23 protein-coding genes are annotated in these 24,699 nt (G+C 64.8%); 18 read left to right on the top strand and 5 right to left on the bottom strand.

Annotated elements, in window-relative coordinates; all coding sequences use genetic code 11:
* Nucleotides 1–4: 4 nt before the first annotated feature.
* A complete protein-coding gene (locus HK108_RS03235; protein ID WP_139467241.1) occupies nucleotides 5–817 on the top strand; it encodes an SCO1664 family protein in 813 nt (270 codons plus the stop codon).
* 60 nt (nucleotides 818–877) lie between these two features.
* Nucleotides 878–2,137: a cysteine--1-D-myo-inosityl 2-amino-2-deoxy-alpha-D-glucopyranoside ligase gene (gene mshC / locus HK108_RS03230; RefSeq protein ID WP_139467240.1), complete on the top strand. Its 1,260-nt coding sequence runs from the start codon at nucleotides 878–880 to the stop codon at nucleotides 2,135–2,137.
* A 56-nt stretch (nucleotides 2,138–2,193) separates the two neighbouring features.
* On the opposite strand, the gene HK108_RS03225 is transcribed toward mshC, so the two are convergent.
* Entirely contained in the window at nucleotides 2,194–3,024 is an 831-nt protein-coding gene (locus tag HK108_RS03225; RefSeq protein WP_139467239.1) for a PAC2 family protein, read from the bottom strand.
* Nucleotides 3,025–3,046: 22 nt separating this feature from the next.
* On the opposite strand from HK108_RS03225, the gene HK108_RS03220 reads away from it, so the two are divergent.
* Nucleotides 3,047–3,721: an HAD family hydrolase gene (locus tag HK108_RS03220; protein ID WP_139467238.1), complete on the top strand. Its 675-nt coding sequence runs from the start codon at nucleotides 3,047–3,049 to the stop codon at nucleotides 3,719–3,721.
* 3 nt (nucleotides 3,722–3,724) lie between these two features.
* On the opposite strand, the gene HK108_RS03215 is transcribed toward HK108_RS03220, so the two are convergent.
* Nucleotides 3,725–4,534, bottom strand: coding sequence for a RecB family exonuclease (locus HK108_RS03215; protein WP_139467237.1), 810 nt, complete (start codon nucleotides 4,532–4,534; stop codon nucleotides 3,725–3,727).
* A gap of 127 nt (nucleotides 4,535–4,661) precedes the next feature.
* Here HK108_RS03215 and HK108_RS03210 point away from each other — a divergent pair, with 127 nt between their 5' ends.
* The 3 genes from HK108_RS03210 to arc are packed head-to-tail and all read left to right on the top strand — an operon-like array spanning nucleotide 4,662 to nucleotide 8,590.
* Complete coding sequence (locus HK108_RS03210; protein ID WP_139467236.1) at nucleotides 4,662–5,822, top strand: site-2 protease family protein; 1,161 nt, start codon at nucleotides 4,662–4,664, stop codon at nucleotides 5,820–5,822.
* A 45-nt stretch (nucleotides 5,823–5,867) separates the two neighbouring features.
* The gene (locus HK108_RS03205; RefSeq protein WP_139467235.1) at nucleotides 5,868–6,941 is read left to right on the top strand and encodes a tRNA (adenine-N1)-methyltransferase; all 1,074 of its coding nucleotides are present in this window, start codon (nucleotides 5,868–5,870) and stop codon (nucleotides 6,939–6,941) included.
* The gene (gene arc / locus HK108_RS03200; protein ID WP_139467234.1) at nucleotides 6,938–8,590 is read left to right on the top strand and encodes a proteasome ATPase; all 1,653 of its coding nucleotides are present in this window, start codon (nucleotides 6,938–6,940) and stop codon (nucleotides 8,588–8,590) included. The genes HK108_RS03205 and arc overlap by 4 nt, the downstream gene beginning before the upstream one ends.
* A gap of 102 nt (nucleotides 8,591–8,692) precedes the next feature.
* Here arc and HK108_RS03195 read toward each other — a convergent pair whose 3' ends face one another.
* Nucleotides 8,693–9,097, bottom strand: coding sequence for a DUF3054 domain-containing protein (locus HK108_RS03195; RefSeq protein WP_139467233.1), 405 nt, complete (start codon nucleotides 9,095–9,097; stop codon nucleotides 8,693–8,695).
* 32 nt (nucleotides 9,098–9,129) lie between these two features.
* Between HK108_RS03195 and dop the strand changes: the two genes are divergently transcribed.
* The 7 genes from dop (at nucleotide 9,130) to HK108_RS03160 (ending at nucleotide 15,227) form a co-directional block, all read left to right on the top strand.
* Nucleotides 9,130–10,659, top strand: coding sequence for a depupylase/deamidase Dop (gene dop, locus HK108_RS03190; protein WP_181270502.1), 1,530 nt, complete (start codon nucleotides 9,130–9,132; stop codon nucleotides 10,657–10,659).
* Between the two features lie 11 nt (nucleotides 10,660–10,670).
* On the top strand, nucleotides 10,671–10,862 hold the full coding sequence (locus tag HK108_RS03185) for a ubiquitin-like protein Pup (RefSeq protein WP_025778371.1): 192 nt from the start codon (nucleotides 10,671–10,673) through the stop codon (nucleotides 10,860–10,862).
* A gap of 1 nt (nucleotide 10,863) precedes the next feature.
* Nucleotides 10,864–11,661, top strand: coding sequence for a proteasome subunit beta (gene prcB, locus HK108_RS03180; protein WP_139467231.1), 798 nt, complete (start codon nucleotides 10,864–10,866; stop codon nucleotides 11,659–11,661).
* Between the two features lie 34 nt (nucleotides 11,662–11,695).
* Nucleotides 11,696–12,385 (top strand): proteasome subunit alpha, encoded by a 690-nt coding sequence (gene prcA / locus HK108_RS03175; protein ID WP_181270501.1) that lies wholly within the window; start codon nucleotides 11,696–11,698, stop codon nucleotides 12,383–12,385.
* On the top strand, nucleotides 12,386–13,789 hold the full coding sequence (gene pafA, locus HK108_RS03170) for a Pup--protein ligase (protein WP_139467229.1): 1,404 nt from the start codon (nucleotides 12,386–12,388) through the stop codon (nucleotides 13,787–13,789). It begins immediately after the preceding gene.
* 64 nt (nucleotides 13,790–13,853) lie between these two features.
* A complete protein-coding gene (locus tag HK108_RS03165; RefSeq protein ID WP_229663925.1) occupies nucleotides 13,854–14,810 on the top strand; it encodes an FKBP-type peptidyl-prolyl cis-trans isomerase in 957 nt (318 codons plus the stop codon).
* A 42-nt stretch (nucleotides 14,811–14,852) separates the two neighbouring features.
* A complete protein-coding gene (locus tag HK108_RS03160) occupies nucleotides 14,853–15,227 on the top strand; it encodes an FKBP-type peptidyl-prolyl cis-trans isomerase (RefSeq protein WP_025778366.1) in 375 nt (124 codons plus the stop codon).
* 139 nt (nucleotides 15,228–15,366) lie between these two features.
* On the opposite strand, the gene HK108_RS03155 is transcribed toward HK108_RS03160, so the two are convergent.
* Complete coding sequence (locus HK108_RS03155) at nucleotides 15,367–16,500, bottom strand: DUF3866 family protein (protein ID WP_139467228.1); 1,134 nt, start codon at nucleotides 16,498–16,500, stop codon at nucleotides 15,367–15,369.
* Between the two features lie 40 nt (nucleotides 16,501–16,540).
* Here HK108_RS03155 and HK108_RS03150 point away from each other — a divergent pair, with 40 nt between their 5' ends.
* The 5 genes from HK108_RS03150 (at nucleotide 16,541) to HK108_RS03130 (ending at nucleotide 22,354) form a co-directional block, all read left to right on the top strand.
* Complete coding sequence (locus HK108_RS03150; protein ID WP_229663924.1) at nucleotides 16,541–17,563, top strand: helix-turn-helix transcriptional regulator; 1,023 nt, start codon at nucleotides 16,541–16,543, stop codon at nucleotides 17,561–17,563.
* Nucleotides 17,547–18,434, top strand: coding sequence for a WYL domain-containing transcriptional regulator (locus HK108_RS19055; protein WP_139467227.1), 888 nt, complete (start codon nucleotides 17,547–17,549; stop codon nucleotides 18,432–18,434). The genes HK108_RS03150 and HK108_RS19055 overlap by 17 nt, the downstream gene beginning before the upstream one ends.
* Nucleotides 18,435–18,520: 86 nt before the next feature.
* Complete coding sequence (gene tatA, locus HK108_RS03140; protein WP_139467226.1) at nucleotides 18,521–18,802, top strand: Sec-independent protein translocase subunit TatA; 282 nt, start codon at nucleotides 18,521–18,523, stop codon at nucleotides 18,800–18,802.
* Nucleotides 18,799–19,641, top strand: a complete 843-nt coding sequence (gene tatC, locus HK108_RS03135) for a twin-arginine translocase subunit TatC (RefSeq protein ID WP_308423766.1) — start codon at nucleotides 18,799–18,801, stop codon at nucleotides 19,639–19,641. The genes tatA and tatC overlap by 4 nt, the downstream gene beginning before the upstream one ends.
* Nucleotides 19,634–22,354 (top strand): DEAD/DEAH box helicase, encoded by a 2,721-nt coding sequence (locus HK108_RS03130; RefSeq protein WP_139467225.1) that lies wholly within the window; start codon nucleotides 19,634–19,636, stop codon nucleotides 22,352–22,354. The genes tatC and HK108_RS03130 overlap by 8 nt, the downstream gene beginning before the upstream one ends.
* Before the next feature lie 54 nt (nucleotides 22,355–22,408).
* Here HK108_RS03130 and secA2 read toward each other — a convergent pair whose 3' ends face one another.
* Nucleotides 22,409–24,670: an accessory Sec system translocase SecA2 gene (secA2, locus tag HK108_RS03125; RefSeq protein ID WP_181270500.1), complete on the bottom strand. Its 2,262-nt coding sequence runs from the start codon at nucleotides 24,668–24,670 to the stop codon at nucleotides 22,409–22,411.
* Between the last annotated feature and the right edge of the window lie 29 nt (nucleotides 24,671–24,699).

Below are 24,699 nucleotides of genomic sequence, written 5' to 3'. Positions count from 1 at the left end.
CGTGATGGACCACGGGATTCTCCTCGACGCACTGGCTGCGGGGGAGTGGACGGAGATGGGATCGATCCCACGCGCCAGCAACGACACCCGACTGCTCGTGCTCGAACACGAGGGCCGGGCGATCAAGGCCGTCTACAAACCCATCTCGGGCGAACGGCCCCTGCACGATTTCCCGGCACAGACACTGGCCCTGCGCGAGGTGGCGGCGTATCGACTCTCCGCCGCACTCGACCTGGGGGTCGTTCCGCCGACGGTTCTGCGCGATGATCTGCCCGCCGGCCGCGGATCCCTGCAGGCCTATGTCGAAGCCTCCGACGATGACGAAGCCGTGACCCTGTCGACGGTCAACGCGATCCCCGTCGATCACACACCGATCTTCGCTCTGCGCACCGAGGACGGACGCGACCTCGTACTCTCCCATTCCGTCGACGAGAGCCTGCGTTCCATTGCCTTCTTCGACCTGCTCGCGAACAACGCCGACCGCAAAGCCGGTCATGTCATCACCGGCAGCTGCCTGCCGAGCACCGCCGCGGCCGACATCGGCGTCTTCGGCATCGACAACGGACTGACCTTCCACAATGAGGAGAAGCTGCGCACCGTTCTGTGGGGTTTCTCTCGCACCTCGTTCTGCGCCGAAGAGATCGATGCGCTTCAGGAAGTCACCGCCATGGACGAGAGGCTGCGGACGCAGCTGAGCGACTGCCTGTCGGCAGACGAGATCGAGGCTCTGAAAGACAGGGCCGACCGGCTTCTCGCCGCCGAGTTCTTCCCCGACGCACCGGACGATCGCACCGCAATTCCCTGGCCGCCGATCTGAAACCGGCATCACTTCGCCTCGGAAGTGCCGAACGCCTGCCTCTCGGTTAGGCTGGGTGCCGTGAAGTCATGGCCCGAACCTCAACTGCCCCGTCTGACCAGCACCGGCAAGGTGCCTACGGTTTTTGATACGAGCACACGCAGCCCGCGCAGGCTGCGCGGATCCAAGCAGACCGCTCGACTCTACGTCTGCGGCATCACCCCCTACGATGCGACGCACCTCGGGCACGCCTCCACCTATGTGGCCTTCGACCTGCTCAACCGGATCTGGCGTGATGCGGGACTCGAGGTCGAGTACGCACAGAACACCACTGACGTCGACGATCCGCTGCTGGAGAGGGCCGACGCCACGGGAGTCGACTGGCGCGAACTCGCCTCGTCGCAGATCGATCTCTTCCGAGAGGATATGGAAGCCCTGCGGGTGATCCCGCCGGCGAACTTCATCGGCGTCGTCGAATCCGTCGACGAGATCGCCGCCGGCGTCCGCGATCTCGTGGACAAGGGGGCCGCCTACACTCTCGACAGCGGTGACGTCTACTACCGTGTGTCGACGCAGATCACCCCACCTTTCGGCACAGTCAGCCATGACGACGCCGAGACCATGGCAGCGCTCTCGGCCGAACGCGGCGGTGACCCCGAGACTCCGGGCAAGGAGAATCCCATCGATCCGCTGCTGTGGCGGGCCGAACGCGAAGGCGAACCGTCCTGGGACGGAGGCACACTGGGCCAGGGACGACCGGGCTGGCATGTCGAATGCACTGTCATCGCCGATCGGTATCTCGGCTTCCCCGTCGACGTGCAGGGAGGCGGCAGCGACCTCATCTTCCCTCACCATGAGATGAGTGCCGCCCATGCTGCTGCCTGGCGGGACACACCCATGGCGAAGACCTATATGCACACCGGAATGGTGGGCCTCGACGGCGAGAAGATGAGCAAGTCCAAGGGCAACCTCGTCCTCGTCTCGAAGCTGCGCGAGCGCGGAGTCGACCCCATGGCCATTCGCACCGTGATCCTGTCCAACCACTACCGCAGCGACTGGAGCTTCACCGAGGAGCAGCTGTCCATCGCAGAAGCACGCCTGCAGGCATGGAAGCATGCGGCCAAATGCGAATCAGAATGTCGCCAGGGTCTGCGCGAGCACATCATCGGCCTGCTGCGCGAAGCACTCACCGATGACCTCGACAGCCCGCGGGCTCTCGGGATCCTCGACGAATGGGCCGAACACTATGCGGACTCCGATCCGTCGGAGACAGCGGCCATCACCGGCGACCGAGTTGCCGACGCCGTCGATGCCCTCCTGGGCATCCGCCTGCTCGACTGATATCGCTCGACTAACAGCTCTCGGCGTTCACCGCCTGACCACCGGGAGTCGGCGATTCACTTATCGCGGCCGCGTTTGCGCAGATAGCGTTCGAACTCGGCCGCGATGGCGTCTCCGCTGGCTTCGGGCAGCTCCGTCGAATCGTTCTGCTTCTCCAGCGCTTGAACGAGCTCTGCCAGCCGGGGATTGAAGGAGACGAGTTCATCGGCGCCGAGCTCCCATGCCCGGCTCTCCTCCTCGAGCACGTGGATGTCGATTTCGATGCCGGCATAGCGTTCGACTGCCTTCGCCAACGCGAGTTCGGCTTTCGGCGACGGCGACTCGGCCAGATAGTCCGGTACTCCCACCCACAGGTTGACGGCGCGGACTCCGCGCCACCGGCAGGCGACGCCGAGGAGACCGAGAATGCCGATGGGGCCCTCATAGCCGTTGGCGTCGATGCCGAGCTCGGACGCAAGCTCTGCGTCCTCCGTATTGGCCACCACCGGCAGCGGACGCGTATGCGGAACCTCGGCATGGAGACCGCCGAGGAGGATGACGGCATCGTCATCGCCGACGTGGGTGAGGACGAGGGAGAGGAACTCCCGCCATTTCAATCCCGGTTCGTGACCGTGGATGACCGTGATCGACTGCTCGCCGAGGCGACCTCGGTGGACCGCGATGCCCGGCCAGGCGATCGACGCCGTCCCGTCCTCGTCGCGGATGATCTCGGGTTCGGAGAAGCGGAATTCGTAGAACCCATCGGTGTCGAGGATCTCGGAGTCGTCCAGGTGCCAGACCTCGATGAGATCCTTGACCAGCGAACTCGCCGCTTCGGAAGCATCGGCATCCTGACCTTCGAAGGCGATGAAGACGAGTGCCCCGGACCCGGATGGAAGAATACTCATGGTTCCAGACTACGCTGGGCGTATGACGAACCATGCATCAGCCGACCCTGCCGCCGTCCTGTGGGACATGGACGGAACCCTCGTCGACACCGAACCGTATTGGATCCGCGCAGAGACCGAACTCATGAACGCCCACGGGCTGTCCTGGTCGGAAGAGCAGGGGCTCGAATTCGTCGGAAACGAGCTGATCGTCTCCGCCCGAATGATGCGTGAGGCCGGGCTCGACCTGCCCGCCGAGGAGATCGTCGAGACCCTGATGGGCAACGTCATCGGACAGATCCGAGAGTCCGTGCCTTTCCGCCCCGGTGCGCTGGAGCTGCTGGCCGAACTGAAGACCGAAGGCATTCCGAGCGTCATGGTCACGATGTCGTACCGCCCGCTGGCCGAGGCAGTCATCGCCAGCTGTCCGCCCGACAGCTTCGCCGGTCTCGTCTCCGGCGATGAGGTGACCGCCGGCAAACCGGATCCCGAGCCCTACCTGCGTGGGGCTGCGCTGCTCGACCTCGCCCCTGCCGACTGTGTGGCACTGGAGGATTCGAAGCCGGGTCTGGCCAGTGCCGAGGCGGCCGGCACCATTGCGATCGGGATCCCGCATTTCATCGACCTCGAACCCCGTCCGGGTCGAACCCTATGGGAGACCCTCGAAGGCCGCAGTGTCGCCGACCTGCGACGACTCCGTGCGCAGCAGAGCGCCTGAGCTCTACGCTCCCACGATCTTCGTGATCTCCGGAGTCGGGGGAGCGGTGTTGCCCCACGCCGGGCACAGCGGCTTGAAGGTGCACCAGTTGCACAGCGGTGACTTCTTCGGCCGCCACCGGTCCGACTCGGCCGAGGCGATGATGTCCTTCCAGATGGCATCGATCTCGAACTGGGTCTGTTCGACCTCCGCCATCGTCGGATGAGACTTCAGCACGCTGCGCGAACCCAGGTACATCAGCTGCAGGGTGTGGACGAGCTCGCCGGAGAGTCGGTAGACGACGAGAGCGTAGAAGCCCATCTGGAACTTGGCTTCTCGTCCGTACTGAGGTTTCGGCTGCTTGCCCGTCTTGTAGTCGACGAGGCGCCGCTCCCCACCCGGGGCGACGTCGACGCGGTCGATGAACCCGCGCAGCTCGAGACCGCTGTCCAGTGTGGTGCGGACGAACTTCTCCGTCTCCTCCGGTTCGAGATGCTCGGGATACTCGAGCACGAAGTAGGAATCGATGAGCCGACGCGCCGATGTGAAGAACGTCTCCTTCTCCGATTCGCCCTCGAAGATCTCGAGCACATCCGGGTCCTTCTCGACGAGCTCGTCCCACGCCGGCATGAGCATCGTCTGCGCGAGCTCCGCCGTGCGCTCGGCCGCCGGTGCGGTGAACAGCTTCTCGAGCACCGCATGGACCACCGTGCCGCGGAACGCCGCCTGCGAAGGCGGCTCCGGCAGCTTGTCGATGCTGCGGAAACGGAACTTCAGAGGGCATTGGATGAAGTCATTGGCCCGGGAGGGCGACAAACTGGTGAGCTCGGCCATAACTCCACTGTAACGACCTGCACGGACACGACGTGGCGACCAGCGATGAGTGCGTCGTCGCTGTTAGGCTGAGTAACCGACCCTCAGTGGTCCGCTGACCACGACATCGACCGGAGGAACCCCTTCAATGGCCGCGAAAAACCACCACCCCGGTGCGTCATCGGGTCTGCGCCTGGGCACTGTCCTCGGCGCTCCGGTGATTCTGGCGTGGTCGTGGTTCCTCGCCGCCATCGTGATCACCATCCTCTTCACCCCGTGGCTCAACCAGGTCCGACCGGATCTGGGGATCGGGGCCTGGTTCGTCGCCTTCGCCTATGCGGTGCTCCTCTTCGCGTCCGTGTTCCTCCACGAACTCGCGCACGGCGTCGCCGGCCAGTTCTACGGACAGAAGGTCGCCGCGATCGAGCTGAACATCTGGGGAGGGTTCACCCGCTTCGAGCCCCAGATGGACAACCCGCGCGACAAAGCGGCGATGACGAGCTTCGTCATCTCCATCGTCGGCCCCATCGTCAACATCGTCCTGGCCCTGCTGGGATGGTGGTGTCTCAGCGCCGCCAGCCCCACCTCGGTGCCGTGGCTGCTGCTCATCGCCGTCACCTTCGCCAACGTCGCCCTCGGTGCGATCAACCTGCTGCCGGGCATTCCGCTCGACGGCGGCTGGGCGCTGCAGGCGATCATGTGGCGCATCACCGGTTCGCAGTTCCTCGGCACGATCGTGGCCAGCTGGGTCGGCCGGATCATCGCCGTCGGCTTCATCGGCTGGTCGGTCATCACCCCGCTGCTCCGCGGTGATCGGCCGGAACCGCTGACCGTGGCCTGGATGTCGCTCATTGCGATCATGCTGTGGTTCTCCGCCGGAGATGCCGCCACCCACGCTAAGCGGGCCCGGAAGATGGAGACCTACGACCTCTCCCAGGTCATCCAGCCCGCGATCGCCGCCACCTGGGATGCCGACCTGGCCGACACCCTCGACTATGCGAACACGCTCGGGAACGCGAAGGAGCGCACCCTCATCGTCGTCCTCGACCAGAAGGGGCTGCCGTACGGTCTCGTCGACCGGCACGCCGCAGCCGGTCGCCTCGCCGAAACCCTCGAAGCGGTTCCCGCCGGCGAGGTCGCCCGCCCTCTGGCCGGGTGGATCGGAGTGCCGAAGGACATCACGGCCCCGCACCTGCTCGAATCGCTCACCCACCGCCCCAAGGCGCAGTTCAGCCTGGTCATGGACGGCAACACCCTGGTCGGAGTCATCGACCTGCAGGAATTCTTCGACGAACTCCTGGCAGCCTGAGCCGGTTGTGTGAGGCAATCCTCACCAGCGTAGAGTGGACTCATCATGACTCAGCCACTGCATTCCCTGCCCCCGCGCGTTCTGAGCCGCGGAGAGAAGGTCCAGCTCACCGACCCCAAGGGGCGGATGCACACCTTCGTGCTCGCCCCGGGTGAGCACTTCCACACGAACAAGGGCCTCATCAGCCACGACGACATCATCGGGCGCACAGAAGGAATCATCGTCGCGAACACCGGGGGAGTCGACTTCCAGGTCTTCCGCCCGCGCTACGAGGACTTCGTGCTCTCCATGCCCCGCGGCGCCGCAGTCGTCTACCCGAAGGATTCGGGACTCATCGTCACCCTCGGCGATATCTTCCCCGGCGCCACCGTCGTCGAAGCCGGCGTCGGATCCGGAGCCCTGTCGATGGCGCTGCTGCGCGCCGTGGGCGCGACGGGATCCGTGCACTCGTTCGAACTGCGTGAGGAATTCGCCACGATCGCGGCCGGAAACATCGCCGACTTCTTCGACGGCGAACCGGACAACTGGTCCGTCACCGTGGGCGACCTCGCCGAAACTCTGCCGCAGACCTTCGGGCCCGGCAGCGTCGACCGCGTCGTCCTCGACATGCTCACCCCCTGGAACACGCTCGAGGCCGTCAGCGAAGCCCTGACACCCGGGGGAATCGTCATCGCGTATGTCGCCACTGTCCCGCAGCTCTCACGCTTCGTCGAAGCCCTGCGCGCTTCCGGCAAGTTCGCCGAACCCGAGTCCATGGAGGCCATGGTCCGCGGCTGGCACGTCGACGGACTCGCCGTCCGGCCCGACCACCGGATGATCGCCCACACCGGGTTCCTCATCATGGCCCGCCGAATGGCCGACGGCATCAGTCCGCTGGAGAAGAAGAAACGCCCCCAGGGAGCCACCGCGGCCGCCGAGGATGTGGCGGCGTGGACGGAGCCCGAAGTCACCGAGGCGGCGATCGGCACCCGCACCGCGCACGGCAAGAAGCTGCGCCGGGTGATGCGAGAGGCCGGCAGACGCCTGCGCACCGAGCCCGAGGACTCCGCAGATGCGCAGCCCACAGATGTCACAGAAAGCCCGACCAGCAACAGCACAGGGCCGAAGGAGGATCGATGACAGAGACCACGACCGAGGTGAAGAAGCTGCGCGAGGACACCGCGTCCCTGCGCCAGCAGCTCTACACAGCGGGCAAACGCAATGAAGCACTGTCGAAGACTCTGCGCACGGCCCGTGATGAGCTGAACCGGATCAAGGAAGAGGCTCGGCGCCTGACCGAGCCGCCGAACAACTGGGGCACGCTCATCGCGCTCGGCGAGAACGCAGTGACGGCCGATGTCATCGTCGGCGGACGACGCATGCGCGTGGCCGTCGCCCCCGAAATCGAACCCGAGACGCTGCGAGCCGGAGCCGATGTGCTCCTGTCCGAAGGCCTCGTCATCATCGGCACCGGCGAGTTCCCACCCGTGGGATCGGTCGTCAACGTCCGTGAGTTCGTCGACTCCCAGCGCATCCTCGTCGGAGCTCCCGGCGATGACGAGCAGGTCTTCACCCTCGCCGCCGGCCTCGTCGACGCAGGACTGCGCGTCGGCGATGCCGTCATCGTCGACACCCGGACCCATTACGCGCTGCAGGTCGTCGAGAAGCCCGAGGTCTCCTCGCTGCTGCTCGAAGAAGTCCCCGACATCACCTACCAGGACATCGGCGGACTGGCCGACCAGATCGAACAGATCAAGGATGCCGTCGAACTGCCCTTCGAACATCCCGAGCTCTACACCGAACACGGACTCAAACCGCCCAAGGGCATCCTGCTCTACGGCCCTCCCGGCTGCGGAAAGACGCTCATCGCAAAGGCCGTGGCGAACTCCCTGGCCGACCGCACCGGAAAGGTCCGCACGAGCAAGACCTACTTCCTCAACATCAAAGGTCCGGAGCTGCTCGACAAGTACGTCGGCGAAACCGAACGTCAGCTGCGCCTGATCTTCGCCCGGGCACGCGAGAAGGCGTCGGCCGGCTTCCCCGTCGTGGTGTTCTTCGACGAGATGGAATCACTGTTCCGCACCCGCGGCACCGGCAAGTCGTCGGACGTGGAGACGACGATCGTGCCGCAGCTGCTCACCGAGATTGACGGAGTCGAACAGCTCGACAACGTCATCGTCATCGGTGCGTCGAACCGCGAAGACCTCATCGACCCCGCGATCCTGCGCCCCGGCCGGCTTGATGTGAAGATCCGCATCGAACGCCCCGACGCCGAAGCGGCCCGAGACATCTTCGAGAAGTACCTCACCGCGGAGCTGCCCCTGCATTCGAGCGTGCTCGCCGGCCACGACACCCCCGCCGAGGCGGTCTCGGCACTCATCGACAGCTGTGTCGAACGGATGTTCGCAGAGACTCCGGAGAACGAATTCGTCGAGGTCAGCTACGCCGACGGGTCGAAGGAAATCCTCCACTTCTCGGCCTTCGCCTCCGGCGCGATGATCCACAACATCGTCGACCGTGCGAAGAAGGCGGCAATCAAATCGCTGCTCGACACCGGCGAGCGCGGCCTGCGCCCCGGCCACTTCGAGGATGCGATCGCCGAAGAGTTCAGCGAACACGAAGACCTGCCGAACACGACGAACCCCGACGAATGGGCACGGATCTCCGGGCGCAAGGGTGAACGGGTCACTCATCTGCGGATGATGCACCTCGACACGACCAGGGGAGCCCCGACAGTGCCGTACGAGACCGACATCGCCGAGGTGCGGCCCAACTCGGACCTCGTCTGAGAAGGGTCCGGTAAGAACGACGAGCCCGCCGCTTCCGTCAGCTGACGGAAGCGGCGGGCTCGTCTCGTTACCGGCCGTGCACAGTGCCGAAGGGGAAGATGCTCAACGGCTGCGCTTGCGGCGGCCCGAACCCCCGGAGACGGCCGTGGCGATGAGACGCCAACCGACCAGAGTGATGAGGTTGAGCGACGTCGCGACGATCATAAAGCTCACCGGCACCGACCCCGGATCGCCGCCGGCTCCGGTGACACCGCGCAGGACGAGTCCGACGAGGACGGTGATAGCCCAGACCCCGGTTCCCGTGGCCAACGGAGCGATCGGCCGATCCCAGACGGCCGTGAGCAGCCAGGCGATGACGAGGGCTGCGACGAACGGCCACGCTGTGGTCATCAGCCCCTGCGGATCGAAATTGTGAGAATGTGTGTAATGACCGACGATCGTGAACAGAACCACGAGGATGAGGTCGACGATCAGTGCGATGGGGAGATGAGATTTCTTCGTTGCCACGTCCCCGAGTCTAGACCTTGGAGGAGAATCAGATGCTCAGAGTCAGGCGCGTCATGGGAGCCGAGACGGAGTTCGGCCTCAGCCAGCCGGGCAATCCGCGAGCGAACCCGATGCGGGACTCGGCGCGTGTCGTCGACGCCTATGCCGGGCCGCGCGGACTGAAGTCGTCCCAGAACTTCTGGGACTTCGCCACCGAGTCTCCATTGGCCGACGCCCGCGGCTTCTTCATGAACATCGCCGACGCCGACTCCTCGCAGCTGACCCATATCCCGCAGGACGACGTCGAAGCCCAGTACCTGGCGAACGTCGTCACGGAGAACGGTGCCCGCTACTACGTCGACCACGCTCATCCCGAGTACTCGTCCCCGGAAGTCCTCACTCCACGCGATATCGTCACCTTCGACCGGGCCGGCGACCTCGTCGCCCTCGAATCGGTGCGGACCCTCGAGAAGAGCGCGGAACCGGTCAATCTGTACAAGAACAACACGGACTCCAAGGGAGCCTCCTACGGCACCCATGAGAATTACCTCGTCGACCGGTCCACGGACTTCGACGACATCGTCGCGGGCCTCGTCCCGTTCTTCGTCACCCGGCAGATCCTGTGCGGATCCGGACGGGTCGGCATCGGTCGCGAAGGCGAGGGCAAGGGCTTCCAGATCTCGTCCCGCGCCGACTTCTTCGAAGCCGAAGTGGGGCTCGAGACCACCCTGCGCCGTCCCATCGTCAACACCCGGGACGAACCACATGCCGATCCCGCGAAATACCGCCGGCTGCACGTGATCATCGGCGACGCCACCCTGGCGGAGCCTGCGACGTTCGTCCGCTTCGGTTCGACCTCCCTCGTCCTCGGACTCATCGAGGCCGGGCTGGCACCGCAGATCGAACTCGCCGATGCCCTGCAGGCACTGTGGGACGTCAGCCACGACCTCGACCTCAGGGCTCCGCTGGCGCTGAGCGACGGTACGACGACAACGGCATTGGAGATTCAAGAAGCCTTCTACTCCGCGTGCCTCGAACACGCCGATGCCGAGGATGCCGAAACTGCCGAGGTGCTCGCCGAATGGCGCCGATTCCTCGATGGGCTCTCGACCGACCCTACGACCCTGGCCGACTCCATCGACTGGGTCGCCAAATGGGTGCTGCTCGAGAGCTACCGTTCTCGTGAGGGAATCGACTGGGACCATCCGAAGCTGGCCCTCATCGACGTCCAGTACCACGATGTGCGCCCGGAGAAGGGACTGTTCCACAAGCTCGAACGAGCCGGCCGCATCCGTCGGATGACCACCGACGCCGAGGTCGAAGCCGCCGTGGTCAACGCACCCGACGGGACCCGCGCGTTCCTGCGCTCCGTGGCGGTCAGCCGCCTCGGCGAGGATCTGGTCGCCGCCAGCTGGGACTCGCTCGTGGTCAACGCGGGAGCCCTCGGTGTGGTGCGTCTGCCCATGCACGAACCGCTCAAAGGCACCCGTGAGCTGCTTGCCGATCGGGTGAAGGGAATCGAAACCGCCGAGGGCCTGCTCAAGGCACTCGGAGTGGATAGACTGAGTTCGAAGAACGACTGAAGGAGTGTGAGATGAGCTCGCAGGAACAGGTCCAGAGAGACAAATCGTCCGGTGGGGGAGACGCCCCCGTCGATCCGCCGGAGGCCGTGCAGGGACAGATCAACACTCAGAACGTCGATTCCATCCTCGACGAGATCGACGGTGTGCTCGAGTCGAACGCGGAGGAGTTCGTCAAGAACTTCGTGCAGAAGGGCGGCCAATGAGATGGCAGGATTCCCTCCTGCATTCTTGAGTTCGACGAGCAATTCGTTCGTCGAACTCGCCCGCTCCTCGGCGCCTGAAGCGCTGCCGCACCCCGGTGTGCGGGATCTGGCCGAACAGTCCCCGGAGGGCACGACGATCATCTGCTTCCGCACCGCCTCGGGCATCCTCATGGCCGGTGACCGGAGAGCGACGATCGGCAACCTCATCGCCTCGCACTCGATGGAGAAGGTCAAAGCCGCCGACGACTACTCCGTCATCGGCATCGCCGGCACCGCCGGGGTCGCACTCGACCTCATCCGGCTCTTCCAACTCGAACTCGAACACTACGAGAAGATCGAAGGCGCCCGTCTCTCGCTCAACGGCAAAGCCAACCGCTTGGCTGCGATGCTGCGCGGAAACCTCGGGCTGGCGATGCAGGGACTCACCGTCGTCCCGCTGTTCGCCGGAGTCGACGTATCCAGACCGCAGGGTCAGATCTTCAGCTTCGACGTCACCGGCGGAAAGTACGAAGAGCACCGATTCCATTCCATCGGCTCCGGTTCCGGTTTCGCCCGCGGGGCGCTGAAGAAGCTGTGGCGGGCCGACCTCGACCACGAGCAGGCGATTGGGGTTGCCGTCGAAGCCCTCTTCGACGCCTCCGACGACGACTCGGCGACGGGCGGACCGGATTTCGTCCGGCAGATCGCCCCGACGATCTTCACCGTCGACCTCGAGAACGGGGTCACCGAGGTCGATTCGGCCTCCGTCTTGGACACCGCCACCGAGGTCGTCGCCCGCCGCACGGCCACCGCCCGGTGATGACTGCGGCACCGTTACCGCGAAAGGACCGTCGATGAGTCAGGCACCGTTCTACGTCTCACCCGAACAGCTGATGAAGGACCGGGCCGACTTCGCCCGCAAGGGCATCGCCCGCGGCCGATCCGTCGTCGTCATGCGCTTCGACACAGGCATCCTGCTGCTGGCGGAGAACCCGTCACCGACGCTGCACAAGATCGCTGAGATCTACGACCGCATCGGCTTCGCCGCCGTCGGCAAGTACAACGAATTCGAGACCCTGCGCCAAGCCGGAGTCCGCTACGCCGACCTGCGCGGATACTCCTACGACCGCACCGACGTCACCGCTCGCGGACTGACGAACGCGTACGCACAGACGCTGGCCGGCGTCTTCACCACCGAGTCGAAGCCGTTCGAGGTCGAACTCGTCGTCGCCGAACTCGGACTCACACCGGAGACCGACCAGCTCTACCGGCTCAGCTACGACGGATCCGTCATCGACGAGACCGAACATGTGGCCATCGGCGGTCAGGCCGATGCGATCACGGCATCCCTGGCCGGGGTGCGCAGCTCACAGATGACTCTGCGCGAAGTATTCAACCACGGTGTGACCGCACTGGGAGCCGCGACCCAGGCGATCCTGGCCACCGACGCACTCGAGGCAGCCGTCCTCGACCGCACGACGACGAAGCAGCGGACCTTCCGCCGCCTCGACGACGCGGCGATGAGCGAACTGCGGGAGGACTGAATGGCACGCATCTACGGGCTCGAAACCGAATACGGACTCGCCCACACCGCCGACCCCGACGGACGTCGCATCGGCCCCGAGGAGATCGCCCGGTATCTCTTCCGTCCTGTCGTCGAATGGGGCCGGTCGTCGAACGTGTTCCTGCCCAACGGGTCGCGCCTCTACCTCGACGTCGGATCCCATCCGGAGTATGCGACCGCCGAATGCGATGATCTCGGGGACCTGCTCTCCCAGGACCGAGCCGGCGAAGGTCTGATGATCGACCTGCTGGACAAGGCCCAAACCGCGCTAGAAGTCGATGGCATCGGCGGACGCGTGCACATGGTCAAGAACAATACGGACGCGGCAGGCAACTCCTACGGGTCCCACGAGAACTTCCTCATCCGCCGTACCCTCGACTTCAACCGGCTGACCACGGTCCTGCTGCCCTTCCTCGTCTCGCGTCAGCTGCTCGTCGGTGCCGGAGCCGTGATCCCGCGCCGTTCGGCCTTCACCCCCGATGAGGAAGCCGACCGCTCGGAGATGATGTTCGGCCTCTCAGCTCGGTCCGACGTCATGTGGGAAGGACTGTCATCGGCGACGACACGGTCGCGTCCGATCATCAACGCCCGCGACGAACCGCACGCCGATGCGGAGAAGTACCGGCGGCTGCACGTCATCGTCGGTGATTCCTCGATGTCGACGGCCACCTCGGCGCTGAAGATCGGATCCGCAGTCCTCATGCTCGACCTCATCGAACAGGGCGCACGGATCCCGGAGAACGGGCTGCGCCACCCGGTGCGCGATATCAGGCTCGTCGCCCGTGATCTCACGGGACGGGTCGTGCTCGAACGCACCGACGGAACCACGACGACTCCGCTGGGACTGCTCGGCGACTACCGGGATCGGGCACAGCGGATCGTGGAGTCCGGGGAGCACAGCCTCGGCGATGATGATCTGGCCCACTACGTCATCGACCTGTGGACGCGGATGCTCACCGCCGTCGAATCGCAGGACTTCTCGACCGTGGACACGGAGATCGACTGGGTGATGAAACGCACCCTCATCGAACGGTCGCTGCAGCGCGGAATCACGGATATCGCCGATCCGCGCATCCACCGACTCGACATCGCCTTCCACGACATCACGCCCGCGACGGGGCTGTTTCCCAAGCTCGAGGCCGCGGGAATGGCGAAGAGTCTCGTCCCCGCCGAGGCAGCCGAACGATCGAAGGACGTACCGCCAGCGAGCACACGGGCGGCGATCCGCGGCGAATTCGTCCGCGCAGCCCATGCGGCCCGTCGCGACTACACCGTCGACTGGGTGCACCTGCGCCTCAACGACGAATCCGGTCGAGCCGTCGCACTCAAGGACCCGTTCGCCACGACTCACCCGCAGGCGGAAACACTCATCGCGGGCCTGTAAGATCGCCCTGTGATTCGGTCGAGCCCCTACCCGGGCGCGGCCTCGGCGTGACGAAAGGAAACCAGTGCGCACCAAAGTGCTCAGCGCCATCGCGGCGGGCCTGTTGCTGCTCTCGGCCTGCGGGCAGGGTGATGAGTCAGAGGACTCGACCACGCCTCCGCCGTCGGTGGCCGCTCAGGACGCGAAGTCGACCAGCCTCGACGACATCACCGTCGACGGCAAGATGGGGAAGAAGCCCAAGGTCAGCTTCGAAGCACCGCTGGTCATGGACAAGACCGAGAAGAAGGTGCTCAAAGAGGGCACCGGCGACAAGGTCGCCGACGGCGAGCAGGTCACGGCACAGATGACGCTGGTCTCCGGGACGACCGGCAAGACCGTCGAATCCAGCTACGATTCGGACTCCGCCGCCGGATTCCCCATGGACAAGTCCCAGATCTCCGAAGACCTCTACAACGCACTCATCGACGTCAAGGTCGGTTCCCGCGTGATGATGTCGCTCAACGGCAGCGCCCAGCAGGGGGAGGCGTCGCAGACGCTCGTCTACGTCATCGACATCGAGGACACGAAGAAGCCGCTGACTCGCGCCGAGGGGAAGAAGGCCGATCAGTCGGACAACCCTGTGACCGTGAAGTGGGGCGACGACGGCGCCCCATCGATCTCGAAGCCGAAGGGCAAGAAGCCGACCGAGCTCGAGTCGTACACGACGATCGAAGGCAAAGGCGACGAGGTCAAGAAGGGCCAGAGCGTCGCCGTGAAGTACTCCGGCTGGCTCTGGGACGACACATCGAAGACCTTCGACTCGAACTGGAAGAAGGACGGACAGCCCTTCGTCGTCGCCCCGGTCGGCGAGGCCCAGGTCATCGACGGCTGGAACGAGGGGCTCGTCGGCAAGAAGGTCGGCGACCAGGTCGTCCTCGTCGTCCCGCCGGACAAGGGGTATGGCAAACAGGGCAGCGAACCGTCCATCCCAGGTGATGCGACCCTGATCTTCGTCGTCGACATCCTCTCGGCCCAGGGCTGAGAACGTCCGATATCTCAACAGAACCGACACCAGGAGGAACACATGAGCAAGCAGAAGCCCGAAGTCGATTTCCCCGGCGGGGACGCCCCGACCGAGCTCATCATCACCGATGATGTGATCGGCACCGGCGCCGAGGCGGGACCCGGCGACACCGTGAGCGTGCACTACGTCGGAGTCGCCCATTCCACGGGCGAGGAATTCGACGCCTCGTACAACCGCGGCACCCCGCTGGAGTTCCGCCTCGGATCCGGAATGGTCATCTCCGGCTGGGACCAGGGCATCCAGGGCATGAAGGTCGGCGGACGCCGCACCCTGCAGATCCCACCGCACCTGGCGTACGGCGATCAGGGCGCAGGCGGAGTCATCCAACCCGGAGAGTCGCTGATCTTCGTCTGCGACCTCGAGAACGTGCGCTGAGACTCAGCCGGATCATCAGCACACGCTGATCCTGACTGAGGCGGCTGTGGCCGGGTTCTTCGGAACCCGGCCACATCTGTCTTCGCCGACGCGGAGGGGGATTCTGAGGAGATCAGGCGCTGACCTGTGTTCGACGCGGTCAGCGGCGCGCGAGCCCGGCGGCGCAGCGTCCAGCGGCGGCCGCTGCGAGGAACGACGCAGCATCGGCGGGCAGCTTCCTGCCCATTGTCGACAGACCCACAGGTGAGGTGCGCAGCGCTTCCCACAGCCCCATCAGATCGATGTCGACGAGATCATGCTTCCGGAGTCGATGCAGCTGCTCGGCCACAGTTTCGGCGACGACACCGGGATCCGGGTCCATCTCGGCTCGTTCCGCCTCGGTGAGGGTGGAGAAATCGGGCACCGGTACGGTCATCCCCGGTCGTGCGATCTCACTCAAGGGCGTCAGCGAATGATGGGAGATACCGAAATGGCGGCCGCGGGCATCGGCGTTCGACATCCGCAGCAGACCGATCGGATGCCCGCCGAGCAGAGCGGCGGCATTGAGGTGCTCTCCGGTGACCAGTCCCGAATAGCCGTACTTCGTGCCGGTGCCCAGGTTCCCTGGCCCCTGAGCGACGATGGTGATATCGGCACCCATCACGTGTTTGGCCGCGAGCAGTCCCGTGTGGATGGTCACCGCTTCGAGATCTCCGCCCCAGGCCTGACCTGTGCTGATCACGCCCTGAAGCCAGCCGGCGTCCTTGAGTCCGGCGACGGCCTGAGAGAACGGGGCCGGCAGAGCCGCACCATCACTGAGCACATAAGCCACCGACAACGACGGGTCGACGGCGCGAATGCCGGCAAGTACCGCGGGCAGAGCCGAATGCAGATCGGCCACGACCACCGGCATGCCACCGAGGCTGTCCGCCTCGGCGAGGGTGGAATGATGCTGCGACTCCTGATCGTCGACGCCGAGGACCATCGTCTGCAACGGCGAATAGCGGTCCTTGACCAGATGACCGGGGCCGTCCGGGGGATCTGCCGGCAGCGCATCGGGTAGGGCGACGATGAGACCGAAGCCACCGGTGCCCAGGCGCTTCGCAAGAGCCGAGACATTGACGATGACGGTGTCCCGGTTCTGCGGTTGCCCGACGGCATCGGTGTAGGCGACCGCTCGGATGGATCTCACATCGGTGCCGGGCACGGCCTCGTCCAGTTCGACCTCGACCTCTGTGTATCCTGGCCGGGTGGAGCGAATCGCTGCGACGATTCCTTTGCGCCAATGAATCATGGTCCCAAGACTATCGCCCGGCTTAGGTTACGGTGGAATCGTGAATACACCCCGCACCAGCAGACAGAGACAGCAGACCGAACGTCTGATGAATCTGCTGATCGCCCTGCGCGCTTCCCGCGGCTGGGTGTCGCGCAAGACGCTGATGAGCGCCATCGACGGCTATTCCGGACTCGACGAGGTCGCCTTCGATCGCAAATTCTCTCGCGACAAAGAGCTGCTGCGGCACATGGGCATCACCATCGCCACCCGGGCCGAACACGATGCCTATGGCGATGCGGGGGAGACGGGGTATCGGATCTCCACCGCCGACTATGCGATGGGCGACGTCGATCTCACCCCCGCCGAGGTGGCTGCCGTGACCGTGGCCGCCGCGTTCTGGGCGGAGACCGAACTCGGGGAGTCCTCGGCTCAGGCGCTGACGAAGCTGCGTGCTCTCGGCATCGACCTCGGCCAGTCCGCCGCCGGACCGGGAAGCGTCGACCCGGGCACCGCCGCGCACCGGCTGGCCAGCGCGAACTTCGCCACGGCCCTTCACCACATCAACGCCCGCGAAGCCGTCGGCTTCCGCTACCACAAACCCGGCCAGAGCGTGAGGAAAGTGCGTCTGGAACCCTATGCGCTGCTCAGCCGCGGTGACCGCGTCTACCTCTTCGGCTTCGATCTCGATCGCGAAGCTCGCCGCACCTTCCGGCTCTCCCGTGTTGAGGGAGGGATCGCGAAGCTCAGCGGCCGTGAACCCGGCGACTATGAGATTCCCGAGGACTTCTCCCCGCAGCTGGCGCTGCAGTCGAGTTCCGAGATGGCCGTCGTCGCCGAGGCGACGCTGCGCATCCGTGCGCACCGGGCCGATCCGCTGCGCCGTCGACAGATCCGCAGCGACGGAGACGACGTGATCATCGGGTATTCCGATGTCGAGGGCCTCGCCGCTGAGATCGTCGGCTTCGGGGACGCCGTCGACGTGGTCGATCCGCCCGACCTCGTGCGTGCCGTCGACCGCCGACGCGAAACGATTCGGGACTCGCTCAACCGCTTGGGAGGCACCAGTGTCCTCAGCGCGTGAACGCCTCACCCGGCTGCTCAGCCTCGTGCCCTACCTCGACGCGCATCCGGGAGCGGACCTCGAAGAGACCGCCGCCTATTTCGGCATCGACTCCGACACCCTCATCGACGATCTGCAGCTGCTCTTCGTCACAGGTCGACCCGGACATATGCCCGATGATCTCATCGACGCCTCCTGGGAAGGCGGGCAGATATTCATCTCCAACGCCGAAGAGGTCTCCGTGCCCGTGCGGCTCAGCGCCGAGGAAGCCGGCGTCCTCGTGCTCGCGCTCGATATGCTCTCTTCCCTGCCCGGACTCGATTCCGAAGCCGTGGCCACAGCAGCATCCAAACTGCGTGTGGCGGCAGGAGAGAACCTGCGCACCGCCGTCGACGTCAGCCCCATCGATGCCGACGAAGAGCTGCTGACCGCACTGCGACAGGCTGTCGAAGAAGGCACGGCGATGAGCATCGACTACTACGTCGGCTCCCGCGACGAACTCACGACCCGGACCATCGCCCCGACCCGGCTCGTACCTGGTGCTGACTGGTACGTCGATGCCTGGTGCTACTCGGCCGGAGCACCCCGCCGCTTCGCCCTGGGGCGCATCCGTTCCTGGGAACCGGCAGCGCATCCGCCGATGTCGGTCAGTGAGTCGACGACGAGCTCTTACGAAGTCACCCTCGGTCTCGGGGCCGCGGGAGCATGGCTGGCAGATGAACTCGACGTGACGAATCGCGAGTACCTCGACGGCGGTGACACGAGCGTACGCATCCGCCTGCTCGTGCATTCGGTGGATTGGCTCAGCCGGTTCCTGCTCTGCCATGCCGATGTCATCACCGAGATCGACGACACCGAAGCCGTTGCGGCCGCCCTGCGCAGGCTCGGCTGAGACGAAGACCGCGCCCGGATGTGGATGAAAGGCTCAGCCGCAGCGCGTAGAATCATCCACAGCATCAACAATCCAAGGAGCTCCCCATGAGACCAAGTTTCGTGCAGATCGCGATCGTGATCCTCATCATCGTGATCATCTTCGGCGCACCCAAACTGCCGCAGCTGGCCCGAAGCCTGGGACAGTCGATGAAGATCTTCAAGTCCGAAGTCAAGGACCTGCGCGACGACGACGAATCCGGCAAGACCACCGAGCCGGGAGCGCTCAACCAGAACTCCTCGACCGATTCCACCACGGCCACCGGTGAAACCACTGGTACCGAGGAGTCGCGGCGAGAGAAGCAGGACCCGCAGTCTCACGAGAAGTGAAAGAGAACAGCCAGCGGAAGCCATCTCGATCACGGAAGAGCAATCCTGAGAAGAAGATGCCCGTCGTCGGGCACCTCGTCGAGTTGCGCAATCGCGTCATCATCTCCGCCATCGCCATCGCTCTGGGCGCGGTGGCAGGCTGGTTCCTCTACGACCCTGTCCTCGACATCCTCCAAGAGCCGATCCGGACGATCCGTGACAACGGCGGACGGATGGCCGAGATCAACTTCGCCGGAGTCGCCTCTCCCTTCGACCTGAAGATCAAACTCTCGTTCTTCATCGGTCTCTTCCTCTCCTGCCCCATCTGGCTCTATGAGGTCTGGGCCTTCATCGTCCCGGGACTGAAGCGCAAGGAGAAGCTGTACTCCCTCGGTTTCCTCGGGGCAGCGATTCCGCTGTTCCTGGCCGGGTCGACCATGGCGTTCTTCGCTCTGCCCAATGCGGTGAAGGCACTGACCTCGTTCACCCCCGAGGGCGGCACGAACATCATCCCGGCACAGGACTATCTGAGCTTCGTGATGATCATCATCGTCGTCTTCGGACTTGCGTTCGTCCTTCCCGTGCTCATGGTGGGACTCAACATGCTCGGAATCCTGTCGGCGGAGAGGATCAAGAAATCGTGGCGCATCATCGTCATGCTCGTCTTCCTGTTCGCCGCGATCGCCACCCCGACTCCGGACGCCATGTCCATGTTCTTCCTCGTCATCCCCATGATGACCTTGTTCTGTCTGGCGTGGGTGATCTGTGTCTTCAATGATCGCCGACGTAAGAAGCGCCTCATCGCGCAGGGCCTGTGGGTCGACGAGGATGAACTGACCGACGAAGAGAAGAATGACTGACCCTACGCCGCTTTCGACCGACGCTTCTGCCGATGAACCGCTGAGCCCCTCGGCCGCCTATGCCGACTTCAAGGAGCGTGCGGAATTCGCCCGCACTCCCTTGGGACAGTTCATGGAGCGCACCGAGTTCGCCCTCGATGACTTCCAGATCGAAGCCTGCAGTCATCTGCAGGACGGCGAGGACGTGCTGGTCACAGCGCCGACCGGTGCCGGCAAGACGCTCATCGCGGAGTTCGCTGTGGAATTGGCCCGCGGCGAGGGCAAACGGGTCTTCTACACGACCCCGATCAAGGCGCTGAGCAATCAGAAGTTCAATGACCTCGCAGAGGTCCACGGGGCGGAGAACGTCGGGCTGCTCACCGGCGACACATCGATCCGCCGCGATGCGCCGATCATCGTGATGACCACCGAAGTGCTGCGCAATATGCTCTACAACGACGTGTCTGGTCTCTCGGACCTCGGCTTCGTCGTCCTCGACGAAGTCCACTACCTCGCCGACCGATTCCGCGGACCGGTGTGGGAAGAGGTCATCATCCACCTGCCGGACCGAGTGCAGATGGTGTCTCTGTCGGCGACGGTGTCGAATGTGGAGGAGTTCGGGGCCTGGCTGCGTGAAGTCCGGGGACCGACGACGATCGTGTCCACGAGCCACCGGCCGGTGCCGCTGGTCAATCACGTCCTGGTCGGCCACCGGATGTACGACCTGTTCACGCACAGCGATTCCGACCGCATCGATCCGGCACTCAACCACGCCACTCGGACACACGGGGGACCGCGGTCGAAGCGCGCACGTGCCACCCGTGCCCGATTCCGCCGTCCCAGCCGCACTCAGGTGGTGGCATCTCTCGCCGAGGCGGCCATGCTCCCGGCGATCATGTTCATCTTCTCCCGCAATGGCTGCGATGAAGCCGTCGAACAGTATCTGAGCACGGGCACCGATCTGAACTCTCGGGAGGAGAAGACGATCGTCAATGCCGCCCTCGAGTCGCTGCGCGACGATCTCGCCGACGAAGACCTCGGCATCCTCGGCTATCACACCTTCCGTGAGGGTCTGCTGCTCGGAGTTGCTGCGCACCATGCGGGGATGATCCCGCAGTTCAAACAGCTCGTCGAGGAGCTGTTCTCGCAGGGAATCATCAAGGTCGTCTTCGCCACGGAGACGCTGGCGCTGGGCATCAACATGCCTGCGCGCACCGTCGTGCTCGAAAAGCTCGTGAAGTTCAACGGCGAAGCACATGTGATGATCACCCCGGGGGAATACACCCAGCTGACCGGACGAGCCGGTCGCCGCGGAATCGACCGCATCGGCCATTCGGTCGTGGTCTGGCACCCGACCATCGAGGTCAGCGAGCTGGCAGCCTTGGCCTCGAACCGTTCCTACGCACTGAATTCGGCGTTCGGGCCGACCTACAACATGACCGCGAATCTGCTGTCGCGAATGAGTTCGGACGAGGCAGCCAAGGTGCTCGAGACCTCCTTCGCCCAGTTCCAGGCCGATAAGGCCGTCGTCGGCCTGGCCCGGAAGGTGCGCAAGAACGAAGCCACGATCGAGGCGTACGAGAAGTCCATGCACTGCGACCTCGGTGACTTCTCCGAATACGCCGGACTGCGCCGGGCGATCTCGGATACGCAGAAGCAGGAGACCCGGACGAAGTCGCGGAACAGGCAGCGCGACATCGTCGAATCCCTCACCGCTCTCAAGATCGGCGATGTCGTGACGATGCCGGCCAAACGGGTCGGCGGACGCGCAGTCATCATCTCTCCGATGAGCAACAAGGACGGTGTCTCACGACTGCCCACCGTCCTCACAGAGCAGGGCAAGGTGTGGCATCTGCGACCCCACGAGGTGACCGAACCCGTCGCCTCTCAAGGGCGCGTCCGAGTACCGAAGAAGTTCAACCACCGGCAGGCAGGCGACCGCAGGCAGCTGCTGTCCATCCTCGAATCCGCCGTTGCCGACGGCAGGGTCGATGCGGAAGCCCATTGGGAATCGACCCGAGAGCATCAGGGGGAGAGCACCACTGTCGCCGAGCTCCAAGCGCAGATGCGGGCACATCCCTGTCACGACTGCCCGGACCGGGAACTCCACGCCCGGTGGGCCAACCGTGCGGACAAACTCATCCGGGAGAACGATTCGCTCATCGCCCGGATCGAAGGCCGCACCACCTCGATCGCTCTGGTGTTCGACCGAGTCCAGGATGTGCTGCGCGGGCTCGGGTTCGATCCCGAGCACTCGACTATGCTGCGTCGGATCTACGGCGAACGGGATCTCCTGGTGGCACTGACGATCCGCGCCGGATTGTGGGACAGACTCAATGAGCCGGAACTTGCGGCCTTCGCATCGATCTTCGTCTTCCAGTCGCGCAGGGACACCCTGACCGCACATCGGGCTCCGAGCCCCGACCTCAAGGCTGTCTGCGACGAATCGGAGACGATCTGGCGTCGGCTCTTCCACCTCGAAGAACAGCATGCTCTGACCACGACTGACGAACCGGACCGTGGGCTGATCAGACCGATGTACCGGTGGACAGAAGGCAGAACCCTGTCGGAATCACTGCGGGGCAGCGATATCGCCGCCGGTGACTTCGTCAGATGGGCCAAGCAGAGCCTCGATCTGCTCGGTCAGGTCGCGGAGGTCATCGACGCGGAGACCGCAGTGCGCGTTCGTCGCACCATCGAAGCCATTCGTCGCGGAGTCGTCGCCGACTCCTGAGCGTCACCGCGTCTGCGCTCTCCGCCGGGGGAGCGCAGACGCATCGTCTTCGTCTCAGCGGCGGACCTTCTTCACGATGTTCTCGATATCGGAGCCGAACGCGTTCTCCGTCGTCAGGTAGGTCCACGTCGACGACGGGCGTTTGAGTCCGTGCGACTCGAGGTCGATTCCCTCATCGGTGATCGTCGCTTCCTCGATCGTCGACTTCGAATCGTCGATGACATCGGACCAGAACGATGAGAAGACCCGAATCGACTCGGTGTTGAACGCCTCGTGCGGCTTCTCCCTGGCGAATGTGCGCAGGTGGATGCCCTCACGCAGATCGTTGAGGAAGGCGAGGTGATCAACCCAACGCGCGTCGAGGTGGAAGAGCATGACCTCTCGCAGCACCGAGTCCAGCAGCTCCTCGGAGTGGTCCTGCGCGATCTCATCGGCACGGTCGCCGAGCTCCTTGCGCAGCTGCTCGACGGGCTCGTCGTCCTTGCGGATCTCGGCTCGGCGCTCAAGGACGAGCTCGCGCTGTTTGGCCATGAGCTCGTTGAAGCGCCAGGTGTCACGATGCAGTGCGGTGTTCTGTCCCTCAGCGATGCGCTGAGCGTGTTCGACGAGGCCGAGCGCGCGCTTGGATTCGATGAGACCCGTCTCATCACCTTCGGAGACGAAGCGTTGGATCTCGGGAACCCTGGTGACCAGTTCGTCTTCGAGGCTGGTGAAGAACACGGACGTGCCGGGATCGCCCTGACGACCCGCGCGACCGCGCAGCTGGTCATCGAGTCGGGACGACGGATAGCGACCGGCACCGATGACGAGGAGGCCCCCGGCGTCAGCGACCTCGTCGTCGGCCAGACGGATGTCCGTTCCGCGTCCGGCCATCTGCGTCGACACCGTCACCGCACCGGGGGCACCGGCTTTCGCGATGATCTCCGCTTCCCGGGAATCGTCCTTGGCGTTGAGGACGGCGACGTCGATTCCGCGTTCGGTCAGCCGTTCGGCCAGCGACTCGCTCTCGGCCACCGAGGAGGTTCCGATGAGAACGGGACGGCTGCGGGCATGATGGTCGGCGACTTCTTCGACGATCGCTCGTTCCTTCGACTCCTGATAGGTGAACAGGCGGTCGGGTTCGTCCACGCGGACCACGGGCAGGTGCGTGTCGATGGGCACGATCTCCAGCCCATAGAATTCGCGCAGATCGTCCCCGACGGCCAGTGCGGTGCCGGTCATTCCGCAGACGGTCTGATATCCGTGGATGAGCTCTTCGACCGTCATCTGATCGAGGATCTCACCGCTGTCGGTGGCGTCGAGGCTCTCCTTGGCTTCGACCGCGGCTTGGAGTCCGTCCGGCCAGCGCTGGAGTTCGGCGACGCGGCCTCGGGACGAGGAGATGAGTTTGATCCGTCCATCCACGACGAGATAGTCGACGTCGCGTTTGACCAGCGCCCTAGCGTGGAGGGCCAGGTTGACGGCGGCGAGAGTCTCGGAGTCCTCTCCGAAGAGTTCGACGTCGAGTTCCTCCTCGACCCGGTCGACTCCGGCGTCGGTGAGTGAGACGGCATGCCTGTCGGCGCTGACCTCATAGTCGGTGTCCGGGCTGAGCTGGGACACGAGCGCTGCGATCGCGGCGTCGGTGTCCTGGACACTCGAAGAACCGGCGAGGACGAGCGGCACACGCGCCTCGTCGATGAGCACGGAGTCGGCCTCATCGACGATGACGACATCGTGTTCGGGAACCCGCTGATCGGCATCCTCGGTGAGGAACCGGTCACGGAGGACATCGAAGCCGACCTCGGTGACCGAGGCGTAGACGACCTCGGAGCGGTAGGCTTCACGGCGTTCGTCGTCGCCCTGCGCGCCGGAGATCGCGGCTGACTTCACTCCGAGGAGGTCGAAGAGGGGCTTCATCCAGTTGCGGTCACGGACGGCCAGGTAGTCGTTGACGCTGACGACGTGCACGCGTCGTCCCTGCAGTGCGTAGCCGGCTGCGGCCAGCGCACCGACGAGGGTCTTGCCCTCACCGGTGGCCATCTGCACGATGCTGCCCTGCAACAGCCCGACGAGTCCGCGAAGCTGTGTGTCATAGGCGCGTTCGTCCAGAACACGCTCACCGGCCTCGCGCGCCAGAGCACAGTAGCGGATGAGCGTCTGCTGATGTGTGCCCGAACCGAAGACCTCGCCGGCGGCTTCCGTGAGCTCGGCATCGCTGAGCTCGGAGAATTCGCGCCCGGCCGCGTCCAGATCGGCGACGGCGCGCTCGAACCAACCTGTCGTCTTCTCCGCATGAGAGCCGGGTCGGTTGAGCAGGCGAGAAAAGAATCCCATTGTCGTCCTTCGTCGTTTGTACGTCGATG

Origin of the sequence: Brevibacterium sediminis, assembly GCF_013623905.1 — a bacterium.
Classification (GTDB): domain Bacteria; phylum Actinomycetota; class Actinomycetes; order Actinomycetales; family Brevibacteriaceae; genus Brevibacterium; species Brevibacterium sediminis.
Note: the sequence above shows the minus strand (reverse complement) of the source record. Positions and strands in the feature narration are given on the sequence as shown.

What these genes read in the sequence shown, in the direction of transcription:
- HK108_RS03210 (WP_139467236.1), top strand. Translation starts at nt 4,662, where the DNA reads ATGGCCGCGAAAAACCACCACCCCGGTGCGTCATCGGGTCTGCGCCTG.
- prcB (WP_139467231.1), top strand. Translation starts at nt 10,864, where the DNA reads ATGGCAGGATTCCCTCCTGCATTCTTGAGTTCGACGAGCAATTCGTTC.
- arc (WP_139467234.1), top strand. Translation starts at nt 6,938, where the DNA reads ATGACAGAGACCACGACCGAGGTGAAGAAGCTGCGCGAGGACACCGCG.
- HK108_RS03130 (WP_139467225.1), top strand. Translation starts at nt 19,634, where the DNA reads ATGACTGACCCTACGCCGCTTTCGACCGACGCTTCTGCCGATGAACCG.
- HK108_RS03155 (WP_139467228.1), bottom strand. Translation starts at nt 16,500, where the DNA reads ATGATTCATTGGCGCAAAGGAATCGTCGCAGCGATTCGCTCCACCCGG.
- HK108_RS03215 (WP_139467237.1), bottom strand. Translation starts at nt 4,534, where the DNA reads ATGGCCGAGCTCACCAGTTTGTCGCCCTCCCGGGCCAATGACTTCATC.
- HK108_RS03225 (WP_139467239.1), bottom strand. Translation starts at nt 3,024, where the DNA reads ATGAGTATTCTTCCATCCGGGTCCGGGGCACTCGTCTTCATCGCCTTC.
- pafA (WP_139467229.1), top strand. Translation starts at nt 12,386, where the DNA reads ATGGCACGCATCTACGGGCTCGAAACCGAATACGGACTCGCCCACACC.
- HK108_RS03160 (WP_025778366.1), top strand. Translation starts at nt 14,853, where the DNA reads ATGAGCAAGCAGAAGCCCGAAGTCGATTTCCCCGGCGGGGACGCCCCG.
- secA2 (WP_181270500.1), bottom strand. Translation starts at nt 24,670, where the DNA reads ATGGGATTCTTTTCTCGCCTGCTCAACCGACCCGGCTCTCATGCGGAG.
- dop (WP_181270502.1), top strand. Translation starts at nt 9,130, where the DNA reads ATGCTCAGAGTCAGGCGCGTCATGGGAGCCGAGACGGAGTTCGGCCTC.
- tatA (WP_139467226.1), top strand. Translation starts at nt 18,521, where the DNA reads ATGAGACCAAGTTTCGTGCAGATCGCGATCGTGATCCTCATCATCGTG.
- prcA (WP_181270501.1), top strand. Translation starts at nt 11,696, where the DNA reads ATGAGTCAGGCACCGTTCTACGTCTCACCCGAACAGCTGATGAAGGAC.
- HK108_RS03220 (WP_139467238.1), top strand. Translation starts at nt 3,047, where the DNA reads ATGACGAACCATGCATCAGCCGACCCTGCCGCCGTCCTGTGGGACATG.
- HK108_RS03185 (WP_025778371.1), top strand. Translation starts at nt 10,671, where the DNA reads ATGAGCTCGCAGGAACAGGTCCAGAGAGACAAATCGTCCGGTGGGGGA.
- HK108_RS03205 (WP_139467235.1), top strand. Translation starts at nt 5,868, where the DNA reads ATGACTCAGCCACTGCATTCCCTGCCCCCGCGCGTTCTGAGCCGCGGA.
- HK108_RS03235 (WP_139467241.1), top strand. Translation starts at nt 5, where the DNA reads ATGGACCACGGGATTCTCCTCGACGCACTGGCTGCGGGGGAGTGGACG.